This window comes from uncultured Methanofollis sp., from assembly GCF_937919355.1.
Classification (GTDB): domain Archaea; phylum Halobacteriota; class Methanomicrobia; order Methanomicrobiales; family Methanofollaceae; genus Methanofollis.
This window is the reverse complement of sequence record NZ_CALFSA010000243.1, coordinates 17,858-27,852: the sequence shown is the minus strand read 5'-3', so window position 1 is coordinate 27,852 and position 9,995 is coordinate 17,858. Positions and strand designations below refer to the sequence as shown.

Sequence of the window (9,995 nt, the reverse complement as noted above, 5' to 3'; positions counted from 1 at the left end):
GTGGGACGAATCGGCGATGACGATCTCCCCCTCGATACCGAGGTCTGCAAAGACCCGCCTGATCCTGGTGATGCAGTCGGCGATGGTCACTTCTTCGTTCAGGGACGGAAGGACCACCGAAAGCGCCGGAGGAGATCGGTCCATGGTTATCGTAGATTAATGGTTATTCTGCCCCTATATAGTGTCGCCGGAGGGACGGGGGAGAGAGGGGGCAGGTATAAAATCGTATATAGCGTTACGCCGATGATCTGACACGAAGGATCGTCCTCGCGTTCACCACCGAAAAAGGACATTGAGGCGTACATGGGAGAGAAAGGTCTCTATTCAGTGATTATACCAGCATATAACGAAGAAGCAAGGATCAGGTCGGTCCTCACCGCATTTACCCGGGCATTCTCCGGGCACGAGATCATCGTCGTATGCGACGGGCCCGACCGCACGGCGGAGATCGTCGGGGAGGTCTCGAAGGAGAACCCGGAGGTCAGACTCCTGCGATATCCAGAACGCCTGGGGAAGGGAGGCGCGATCATCGAGGGTTTCAGGGCGTCGCACGGACAGAGGATCGGTTTTGCCGACGCGGACGAATCGGCCGAACCTGCCGAGATAAAGGGGATGTTCGATGCCCTGGACGGAGCAGACGGGTTGATCGGTTCGCGGAGACTGAAGGGATCAAAGATCACCATCAAACAGCCCCTTATGCGGAGGGCGATAAGCAGGATATTCAATATCGTCTTTGCGCACATCCTCTTCGGCCTTCCCTTCAGGGACACCCAGTGCGGTGCGAAGGTGTTCACAAGGGAGGCGGTCATGGACATCGTCGACGACCTGCAGGGCAGGGGTTTTGAGACCGACCTCGAGATCCTCTGGCGTCTGCAGAAGAAGGGGTATCAGGTGAGGGAGTACCCGATCACCTGGAAGCACTCGGAGGGGTCGACCTTCAGGCTCTCGTATTCGTGGAAGATGTTTGTCAGTCTGATGAAGATCAGGTGGGGATGACCCCGGAGAGTCCATGCCCGACCCTGCCGACCGTATCCATGCCGCCGCCGACCGCCTTGCCCGGTGCAGGAGCCGCGGCAGTCTTGCAGAGGCGATCGCCGTCGAGGTGGAGAGGTACACCCTCTTCGACCTCCAGCGGATCGGCGGGGGGGTCAGGAAGGAAGTCGACCGCCTCCCGGAACCGTACCGCTCCCGCGTGCGGCCGTACTTCGAGGCGCAACTCTTCGGGGCCTACCACCGCCTGATGCTCGGCCACCGTTCAGGATCTTTTGCGGGGCTGGAGGGCCGGATCGCCGACCCGGATCGCTTTGACATGTTCGTCGGCCTCATCGTCCCGGGGTGCCTGGACGACGGCGACACCGACTTCGGCCTGAAAAATCCCCTCCACACCCTCTTCTACTACCTGATGGCAGGTTTCGTGATGTTCGTCGAGGGGGGGCCTGGCCACCCTGTCGGCACACCCTTCCCCGGCGGATTCGTCGTCGAGAAGAGGGGGGAGGAATATTACTGCCCTCTCCGGGAGAAGGAGGAGGAGGTGCTCTTCTCCATCTGCAATGTCTGTCCGGCGAAGCAGATGGAGGGGGTGTGAAAAATCCCGCGACAGGGGTCTTCAGGGACGCAGGTGCGCGAGGGGGACGCCCCGGCCATGACGAGGTCGTTGCCGGCCGCATCCTGCTCAGGCAACCATGCCCCGTGTCCGGGGTTCACCTCTGCCCGGGCCAGAAAACCGACCGCATCCCACCGTGAAGAGTTCATCCACCGCACCTCGCCTCCTCCTTCCCGCCACCTTGCGAGATCCGCATGATTTGATCGGGGATATTTGCGTTCGGCCGGGGATACATCCGATATAAAGCAATCTGATCCCTTCACAACGTTTTCATAGCGCGGTACAGACCCTTCACGTATACAGGGGGAACGTTGACGGGATGCAGGACCTGAACCCGACAGAGAATATGAGTACGGACGAACGGAGGCGCGGTCTCCGCCTCGTCCTCTGGGACGGGATAGTCACCCAGGCAATGGTCACCCTCACCGGGGGGGTCTTCCTCGTCGCCTTCGCCCTCCATCTCGGCGCCTCGAACACGATCATCGGCCTCCTCGCCGCCATTCCCCCCCTCGCAGAACTCTTCCAGATGCCGGCAGTCTACCTGGTGGAAAAGATCCGGAACCGCCGGCGCCTTACGGTCACGGCTTCATTCATGGCCAGGACGTTCTGGGCTGTCATCGCCGTCATCCCCTTCCTTGTCCCGCCACCGGGAGCGGTCTGGGCACTCGTCGGGGCGATGTGCTGTTACTCCATCCTGGCTGGCATCTCGCACTGTGCATGGAACTCGTGGATACATGACCTCCTCCCGCAGGCAGAGATCGGGGACTTCTTCTCCAGGAGGATGCGCCTCTCCACAATCCTTGCCATCATCCTCTCCCTGGCCGCCGCCTTTTTCATCGACTTCTGGAAAACAGGGACCGGGGGAGAACTCACCGCCTATTCTATCCTCTTCCTGGGCGGATACCTCGCCGGGATGGCCGGGATCATCATCCTCTCCAGGACGCCTGAGCCCCTGATCCAGGAGGAGGAGGCCCCGGAGATCCGCACGATCCTGATGGAACCGGCCTCTGACAGGAACTTCCGGAACCTCCTCATCTTCCTCGGTTCCTGGAACTTCGCCGTCAACCTCGCCACCCCCTTCTTCACCGTCTACATGCTCCAGAAACTTGGCATGAACATCGGGTGGGTGATCGCCCTTGTCGTCCTCAGCCAGATCGCTTCGGTCGCCTCATTCAAGGTCTGGGGACACACCGCCGACCGCCTCAGCCACAAGTCGGTCCTCCAGATCAGCGGCCCGATCTTCATGATCGCGATCCTGGCCTGGACCTTCACCACGCTTCCTGACCCGTACTTCCTCACTGTCCCCCTCCTCATCGCCATCCATATCCTCACAGGGATCTCGACGGCCGGGGTCACCCTCTCCACGAACTACATCGGCCTCAAACTCGCACCGCAGGGCCACGCCACCGCATATATCGCAGCCGCAAGCATCACCAACTACCTCGCCGCAGGGATCGCCCCCATCGTCGGCGGGCTTTTTGCCGATTTCTTCGCCGCACGGCAGGCATCCCTCACCCTCACCTGGAGCGACCCGGCGGGCACCATTGTCCTGAACACCCTCGACTTCCAGCACTGGGACTTCTTCTTCTTCTTTGCATTCATTATCGGGCTGTACTCCCTCCACCGCCTCTCGGCCGTCCATGAAGACGGGGAGGTGAAGGAGCGTATCGTCATCCGCGAACTCATCGCAGAGGTGCGGCGGGAGGTGCGCAACCTCTCCACCGCAAGATTGCGGGCGCTGGTACGGCCGCCTGTCACCAGAACGCAAGAATTGGAGGAGACAAAACCGGAGAGGAGGGCATATGAAAGCGAGACGAGGGGGACAGGAGCATCAGAGGATTAAATTCCTCTCCTCCAGGGGATTTAACAATAAAACATCCGATATATAATAAAATGACATTTTTAGAGGGAATGACGGATAGAACAATATATCTATCAATTGCGAGTATTCACGATATACCCGCAATCCCCTTCTTGCGAGCGAGATGAATGCATGTCCTTTCAGAGGAAAGAGTCTCTACAAGTATCTCCTGTCCACGCCTCATGTCCCGGCACGACGGACAGGGCCAGCGACCAGCGTGAAAAGGAAGAGAGGAAAGAGAAGGAAAGACCTCTTTACGACCATGCAGACCTCGAAGGCCTCCTTGCTTCGACTCTCCAGACACTGGACTTCCCGATCGGGTGGATCGACCTGGCCACGGATGATCAGGGGGAAACCAGGGTGATCTGCACCTCGGGTGTCCCTGCGGCACGGATCGGGGAGATCGGAATCGACAGTCCATTTTATGATACAGTGTTCCGCAAGGGACAACCCGTCTTCACCGGGGATCATGCCAGGTTACACCCCGAACAGGCCACGACGCTCGGGATCGTCTCCCTTGCCAGCGTCCCCCTCCGCGCCGGGGAGAGGGTGATAGGGGCGCTCACTCTGGCCAGCACGCAAAAACACGGGTTCACGGAGGAAGAGTGTTCGGTTCTGATACAGATTGGCACAACAGCAGGCGGCACCGCCAGGGAGACTGGTGCCGAAAGACCCGGAAGAGAAACAACACCAGACCCCACACCCATGCCAATGAAACGCAGGCAGAATCCGGTATTATCCCCCATTCGGACAGGTCAGAGGACAATGGGGCGACGAGGCCAGAGAGACACCTTCCTCCCCCGCTACAGGAACCCGCGAGAAGCCGTGGAAATCGCACTGAAAAGGAGAGAAAGGGTATTGCAAGCCGTTAACTATGCCGCGGAAAGATTCCTCGGTGCGTCGGAATGGGAAGACGAGATCCCGGGCGTGCTCAGGCAACTTGGCGAGGCAACAGGGGCAAGCAGGGTCTATATCTTCAAGAACACAACCGACCCGGTCACCGGCGAGGTCCTGATGAACCAGGTGCACGAGTGGACGGCTACGAGGACGCCGCAGCAGATCGATAACCCTGCATTGCAGGCTTTGCCGTACAGCAGGGCTGCACCCCGCTGGCAGGAGATCCTCTCGGCCGGGCGGGTCGTTGCCGGGACCGTCCGCACCTTCCCCGCGATCGAACGTGCATATCTGGAACCACAGGGAGTCCTCTCCCTCGTGGAGGCGCCGATCTTTGCGGGCTGGAGATGGTGGGGGTTCATCGGTATGGACTACTGCACCGAAGAAAATCTCTGGTCTCCCGCAGAACTGGACGCAGTCCCTGCAATCGGGCGGATCATCGGGGCGGCCGTCCAGAGGGCGAGAACAGAGGAGATATACCGCAGGCCTGTCGAGAGGTCGCTCGCCGGGGTCTTCATCGTCCAGGACGATCTCCTCAAACAGGCCAACCCACGTTTCTGCGAGATTTTCAGGTATCGAAGGGAAGAACTCATTGATAAAGTCAGGCTCAGTTCTCTCCTCTCCCTGGAGGGCAGGGAGACCCTGGACCTTCATATGACCGACCCCGAGGCGTCCTTCCATGCAGAACTCCCGGGAAGAACAAAAGACGGGAGCGAGATCATTGTCGAGGTCTTCTGCTCGTCGTATCTCTACCAGGGAAAACCGGCAGTGGTCGGCACTCTCATCGAGATCACTGCCAGGAAACAGGCAGAACGTGCCCTGGCAAAGAGCGAGGAGAAGTACAGGGAGTTCTTCAAAAACGTGACCGACACAATCCTCGTCACCGAGATCCCGAAACCAGGGAGAGAGGTCAGGATCCTTGAGGCAAATGATGCCGCCACCGCAATGCTTGGTTATCCTCACGAAGAACTGCTCCGGGTCCCCCTGCGGGACATTGTTGATGCCTGTATCGATGATCGTACGGGCGAGATAACCCAGACCCTCCTCGCCACCAGACATTGCAGGGTCGAGGGAGCATTTTTCAACAGAGAGAGGCAGGCCATTCTCGTCGAGGTCAACCTCCACCTCTTCACCCAGAATGGCCAGGACGTCGTCCTCTCCATCGCACGGGACATCACCGAGAGGAAGAGGATGGAAGAGGAGGCACGTGAGGCATATCAACAGATAGAAAGGAACATGGGACAGTTTGCCGTCCTGAACGACGAGATCAGGAACCCCCTCCAGGGGATCATCGGCTTCGCCGCCCTTGAGGAGTCACCGCTCGCCCCGAAGATCATCGAACTCGCACGCGAGATCGATGGGATCGTCTCCGAACTCGACAGGGGATGGGTGGAGTCCGACAAGGTGAGAGACGTGCTCAAAAGGCAGTACGGTCTCTTCGACGAGGTGAGGTGAGAGGGGGACCTCACTCCCTGATCTCCATCTCGATCCCGCCGACCCATGCCGCGGCGATATTATAGAGCCATGCAAAGAGTCCGCCGATGATGAAACCGAGGATCCCGTAGAAGATAGCAAAGAAGAATGTCATGATAAGAAGAGCAATGCCTCCGAGTCCTGCCGTGGCCATGCCAGCACCCCCGGGCGCGACCATGCCGAGGAGGGAGAGGAGGGCGAAGATGAAACCGACGATCAGTCCGATGATCAGGTAGAGGACGCCTGAGATCTTTGCAACCGAAAAGATGCCAAGATGTTTAATTTCTGCCATAGCGCAATGATCTTCCGGGTCAGCATAAGAATATTGTTTTTTGAATCCATACGGACTCTCTTTTCATGATCAGCGCCTCTCTGTAATTCCATTAAGAGAATCCATCTGCCTGACCTCACGCTATCTCCTCGCGGTCCAGGATTTTCACACACGGGGCGTGAAGAGAGTACCTGAAGGGGGAGTATGAGGTACGGCAATCCGCACCGATGTGAGAAATATCCCACAAAGTATATAGGGGAAGTGATGAATACCCCACATATAGTGATGTATTTCTCACATGTGATCCCATGAAAACACGATACCTCCTCCAGATATGTGCCGGCGTCCTGGTGGCGGCGGCAGGCATCGCCCTCCCGATCACCGGCGCCGTCACGAGCACGGCCATCTCCTCAGGCATGGTCGCGGCCGGGGCGGCGATGGCTACCATCGGTGTCCTCAGGCACCAGCGCTTCGGCGACGGCATCGAGTCTGACGAGATGACGGAGAGCATAGGCGCAAAGGCCGCGGCAAGGTCGTGGTTCGCCACCCTCCTCTTCCTCTTCGCCCTCTTCTGGGTCAACGAACTCGGTCTCATCACCCTCGACGTCGGCACCGTCATCCTCGCGACGGTCCTTGTCATGGCCATCTCATGGAAGGCCTCGTCCTGGCGCCTCGCGCGGGAGGTCGGGGCCTGAGGAGGTGACAGAGATGAAGAACAGAACGCGCTATCTCCTCTGGACCGCCTTCGGTGTCCTCCTCCTCGCCATCGGCACTGTCCGGGAGGTCACGGGGAGAGAGGACGAGACGGTGACAGGCATGTTCATCACCTCCGGGATCATCGTCCTCCTCTTCGCCGGCACACGGGCGATGCGGCAGGAGGAGGGGCCGGAGCAGGACGAGAGGACGAGGAAGATCGGGGCCTACGGGATCACCTACGCCTGGTTCCTCACTGTCCTGTACCTCTTCGCCCTCTTCTGGCTGGAGAACATGGGAGTGCTCGCCCTCTCGTCGACAGACGTGATCATCTCCACGATCCTGCTGACGACAGTCTCGGCGAAGGTCTTCCAGTGGTGGCTCTTCAGGAAGGGGGATGTGGAATGAAGCAAAAAGCGAAAGAAAGGTACTGGCTCGGCCTGATCGTCGGACTCCTCCTCATTACCGCGGGGATACCGGCCCGGGCCATCTTTACGGACCAGCCGCGGGTCGCCCTCTTCATCATCGTGGCAGGTGCGGCCCTGATCGTCACGAGTATGACCGGCATCTATCTCAGGTCGCGGGGAGGAGAGGCAGAGGACCCGGACGAGCGCGACAAAAGAATGCGGAGGGCGGCGCTTTCCGACTCGTGGATCATCACGTTCTGGCTTGCAATGGTCCTCCTCTGTATCGATTTTACCGGCACCATTGAACTGCAGGCCACAGAAGTGCTCATGGCTATTTTCTATTGCATGGGCATCAGTGCAGCATTCTTTGGATGGAAGTACAGAGAGATGGGGGACGTGGAATGATCCGGAGAGAGACGGCAATTAATCTCCTGACCAATTTCGTCGGCCTCCTCGTGGCATGGCTCGGCCTCACCCTCGTCTGGCTCGGCATCACCGACGACATGAGTCCGGTCACGCTGGCCCTGGTCATCGGCGGCATGATCGGGATCTTTTTCCCGACACTGCGGCAGATGTACCGGGACGAGATGACCAGGTTCCCGGCAGAGGCCGTCAGGAGGGCATGGTACGCCGGGGTTGCCGCGGGAACAGCGACAATCGTCGTCTTCATCGCCCTCAGAGCGGCAACGACAGGCGACCCGAAACTCCATGCCCTCCTCTCCCTCCCTGTCGCGGCGATCGCCGGGGTCCTCGTCCTGATGGCAACGGAAAAGGGCGTGCTCCGGATCTCTCGGGGAAAGAACGGATCGCAATGACTGAAGACACCATCATAAAAGGAGCAATACATGAGCATCATTGACGTAAAAAACCTGAAAAAGACCTTCAACAGGAGGGAGGTCCTGAAGGGGATCACCTTCTCCGTGGAGAAGGGCGAGGTCTTCGGCTTCCTCGGCCCGAACGGCGCCGGGAAGACGACGACCATGCGGTGCATCCTCGGCCTCCTGCGCCCGACAGAGGGGGAGGCGCTCGTCTTCGGCGAGTCCCTCGCCGCGAAAGACGGGACACGCGGGCGGGTCGGCGTCCTCCTCGACAAAAACGGGGTTTCCGACACCCTCAGCGCCCGGGAGAACCTGGAGTATTATGCACGCCTGTACGGCGTCCCCGACCCTGTGGGGCGGGCGACGGAGATCCTGGAGTTCACCGGGCTTACAGAGAGACAGGACAGTCTTGTCGGCACCTTCTCGACAGGCATGAAGCGGAAACTCGGCCTCGGGCGGGCGATCCTCCACGACCCCGAGGTGCTCTTCCTTGACGAACCCTCGGCGGGCCTCGACCCGGAGGCGCAGAGGATGGTCAGGGACCTGATCCTTGACCTCTCCCGGAAGGAAGGGATGACCGTCTTTGTCAACTCCCACAACCTGGACGAGATCCAGCGGGTCTGCTCCAAGGTCGCCATCCTCCACCAGGGGAAGGTGAGGGCCTTCGACACCGTCGAACACCTGCGGGGCGGCAGGGAGGGGACGCACCTCCGGGTCGTCCTCTCTGACCCCGCCTCGGCAGAAAGGGCCGTCGCCGTCCTCGGCACGGTGCCGGGAACCGGCGGACTCTCCCGTGAGGGGGAGACCGTCAGCGCCACCTTCGCCGGCGAGAGCGCCGCAGAGATTGTCCGGGCACTCGTCACCGCCGGGTGCGGCATCGAGGAGGTCACGCGGGAGCGCCGGTCCCTGGAGGAGATCTATCTTGCCGCCGTGCGGCAGGCGGAGGGATCGGCATGAACGGCATCTTCACCGTCGCAAAAAAGGAGGCAGGGCAGGTCTTCAGGTCGCGCCAGCTCCTGATCTCGGCCGTCATCGTCACCCTCGTCTTCTCCACAACCGCGGTCCCGGCCGCGCTCAGCACCGGCGGTTCCGCCGCCCTCGACCGTGTCGGGTTCATGCTCCTCGTTGTGATCGGGATCTTCATCGGCTACATCTTCTCGGGACAGGCCTTCCTGCGGGAGAAGACAGAGGGGACGATCGAGACCCTCCTCTGCTCGCCCCTCCCGCTCAGGGACATCTGGCTCGGCAAGGTGCTCGGCGTCACCCTCCCGGCCTACGCCCTCACCCTCGCCGGTGCGGCTGTCATCGTCGCCGGGACATCGGCCCTCACAGGGACACCCGCCCTCCCGTCCGGCCCCATGATCTTCCACATCCTCGTCGTCGTCCCGGCCTTCATCGCCGTGGCCGTCGGCCTCCTCGGACTTGTCCAGCTCCTCCTCGGCATGCGGGAGAACCAGATCATCAACATGGCCGTGATCTTCCTGGTCATCTTCTTCTTCTCGGCCTCGGCCGGGTTGCTGGGGGTCGGGTTCCAGGTGACCTGGACGGTCGAGGGTGTGCTCCTTGCAATCGCCCTCGTCCTCCTCCTCGTCCTCAGGGGGGCGACACGGTTCCTGGACCGCGAGCGGATCGTGACCACCATACCGTGAGGCCCATGCAGACAAGAATGCGCGAATACCGGGCACGGACCGGGCTCACCCAGGAGGAACTCGCCGCACGGGTCGGCGTCAGGAGGGAGACGATCGTCTTCCTGGAGAAGGGGAAGTACAACCCCTCCCTCAGGCTTGCCTGGCGGGTCGCCCGCGAACTCGGGGCAGGGATCGAGGAGGTCTTCATCTTCGGCGAGGAGGATCTGGAGAAGTGAAGATTGATGACGTGCTCGCCCGCCTTGCCGCCCTCGCAAAAGACCTCATAGCATCAGAGAGCATGACCGCCCGCTGGACCGGCAGGGACACCCTGCAAGACCTCAGATAAA

Annotated in this window: 12 protein-coding genes; 11 read left to right on the top strand and 1 reads right to left on the bottom strand. The window is 60.4% G+C overall.

Annotated elements, in window-relative coordinates; genetic code table 11:
- Nucleotides 1-327 precede the first annotated feature (327 nt).
- From Q0520_RS12120 to Q0520_RS12105, 4 genes are all read left to right on the top strand, one after another.
- Complete coding sequence (locus Q0520_RS12120) at nucleotides 328-996, top strand: glycosyltransferase (protein ID WP_298670441.1); 669 nt, start codon at nucleotides 328-330, stop codon at nucleotides 994-996.
- A 13-nt stretch (nucleotides 997-1,009) separates the two neighbouring features.
- Nucleotides 1,010-1,585, top strand: coding sequence for a DUF2115 domain-containing protein (locus tag Q0520_RS12115; RefSeq protein WP_298670439.1), 576 nt, complete (start codon nucleotides 1,010-1,012; stop codon nucleotides 1,583-1,585).
- A gap of 364 nt (nucleotides 1,586-1,949) precedes the next feature.
- Nucleotides 1,950-3,446, top strand: a complete 1,497-nt coding sequence (locus Q0520_RS12110) for an MFS transporter (RefSeq protein WP_298670437.1) — start codon at nucleotides 1,950-1,952, stop codon at nucleotides 3,444-3,446.
- Between the two features lie 150 nt (nucleotides 3,447-3,596).
- Nucleotides 3,597-5,813 carry a PAS domain S-box protein gene (locus tag Q0520_RS12105; RefSeq protein WP_298670435.1) on the top strand — a complete coding sequence of 739 codons (2,217 nt, stop codon included), beginning with the start codon at nucleotides 3,597-3,599 and terminating at the stop codon, nucleotides 5,811-5,813.
- Nucleotides 5,814-5,823: 10 nt separating this feature from the next.
- Here the strand turns inward: Q0520_RS12105 and Q0520_RS12100 are convergent, their stop codons facing one another.
- Nucleotides 5,824-6,123, bottom strand: a complete 300-nt coding sequence (locus Q0520_RS12100) for a hypothetical protein (protein WP_298670433.1) — start codon at nucleotides 6,121-6,123, stop codon at nucleotides 5,824-5,826.
- A 287-nt stretch (nucleotides 6,124-6,410) separates the two neighbouring features.
- On the opposite strand from Q0520_RS12100, the gene Q0520_RS12095 reads away from it, so the two are divergent.
- From Q0520_RS12095 to Q0520_RS12065, 7 genes are read left to right on the top strand one after another with little or no spacing between them, the layout of a single operon-like run.
- The gene (locus tag Q0520_RS12095; RefSeq protein WP_298670431.1) at nucleotides 6,411-6,797 is read left to right on the top strand and encodes a hypothetical protein; all 387 of its coding nucleotides are present in this window, start codon (nucleotides 6,411-6,413) and stop codon (nucleotides 6,795-6,797) included.
- 13 nt (nucleotides 6,798-6,810) lie between these two features.
- On the top strand, nucleotides 6,811-7,203 hold the full coding sequence (locus Q0520_RS12090) for a hypothetical protein (protein ID WP_298670429.1): 393 nt from the start codon (nucleotides 6,811-6,813) through the stop codon (nucleotides 7,201-7,203).
- Nucleotides 7,200-7,607 carry a hypothetical protein gene (locus tag Q0520_RS12085; protein ID WP_298670427.1) on the top strand — a complete coding sequence of 136 codons (408 nt, stop codon included), beginning with the start codon at nucleotides 7,200-7,202 and terminating at the stop codon, nucleotides 7,605-7,607. Before Q0520_RS12090 ends, Q0520_RS12085 begins: the two co-directional genes overlap by 4 nt.
- Entirely contained in the window at nucleotides 7,604-8,017 is a 414-nt protein-coding gene (locus Q0520_RS12080; RefSeq protein WP_298670426.1) for a hypothetical protein, read from the top strand. The genes Q0520_RS12085 and Q0520_RS12080 overlap by 4 nt, the downstream gene beginning before the upstream one ends.
- A gap of 30 nt (nucleotides 8,018-8,047) precedes the next feature.
- Nucleotides 8,048-8,977 (top strand): ABC transporter ATP-binding protein, encoded by a 930-nt coding sequence (locus Q0520_RS12075; protein ID WP_298670424.1) that lies wholly within the window; start codon nucleotides 8,048-8,050, stop codon nucleotides 8,975-8,977.
- A complete protein-coding gene (locus Q0520_RS12070; RefSeq protein WP_298670422.1) occupies nucleotides 8,974-9,669 on the top strand; it encodes an ABC transporter permease in 696 nt (231 codons plus the stop codon). The genes Q0520_RS12075 and Q0520_RS12070 overlap by 4 nt, the downstream gene beginning before the upstream one ends.
- Nucleotides 9,670-9,674: 5 nt before the next feature.
- Nucleotides 9,675-9,884 carry a helix-turn-helix transcriptional regulator gene (locus Q0520_RS12065; RefSeq protein ID WP_298670420.1) on the top strand — a complete coding sequence of 70 codons (210 nt, stop codon included), beginning with the start codon at nucleotides 9,675-9,677 and terminating at the stop codon, nucleotides 9,882-9,884.
- Nucleotides 9,885-9,995: the final 111 nt, after the last annotated feature.

Bases quoted from the DNA above. Each gene is read 5' to 3' on its own strand.
- Q0520_RS12110 (WP_298670437.1), top strand. From the start codon at position 1,950: ATGAGTACGGACGAACGGAGGCGCGGTCTCCGCCTCGTCCTCTGGGAC.
- Q0520_RS12090 (WP_298670429.1), top strand. From the start codon at position 6,811: ATGAAGAACAGAACGCGCTATCTCCTCTGGACCGCCTTCGGTGTCCTC.
- Q0520_RS12080 (WP_298670426.1), top strand. From the start codon at position 7,604: ATGATCCGGAGAGAGACGGCAATTAATCTCCTGACCAATTTCGTCGGC.
- Q0520_RS12085 (WP_298670427.1), top strand. From the start codon at position 7,200: ATGAAGCAAAAAGCGAAAGAAAGGTACTGGCTCGGCCTGATCGTCGGA.
- Q0520_RS12105 (WP_298670435.1), top strand. From the start codon at position 3,597: ATGTCCTTTCAGAGGAAAGAGTCTCTACAAGTATCTCCTGTCCACGCC.
- Q0520_RS12100 (WP_298670433.1), bottom strand. From the start codon at position 6,123: ATGGCAGAAATTAAACATCTTGGCATCTTTTCGGTTGCAAAGATCTCA.
- Q0520_RS12065 (WP_298670420.1), top strand. From the start codon at position 9,675: ATGCAGACAAGAATGCGCGAATACCGGGCACGGACCGGGCTCACCCAG.
- Q0520_RS12095 (WP_298670431.1), top strand. From the start codon at position 6,411: ATGAAAACACGATACCTCCTCCAGATATGTGCCGGCGTCCTGGTGGCG.
- Q0520_RS12075 (WP_298670424.1), top strand. From the start codon at position 8,048: ATGAGCATCATTGACGTAAAAAACCTGAAAAAGACCTTCAACAGGAGG.
- Q0520_RS12115 (WP_298670439.1), top strand. From the start codon at position 1,010: ATGCCCGACCCTGCCGACCGTATCCATGCCGCCGCCGACCGCCTTGCC.
- Q0520_RS12070 (WP_298670422.1), top strand. From the start codon at position 8,974: ATGAACGGCATCTTCACCGTCGCAAAAAAGGAGGCAGGGCAGGTCTTC.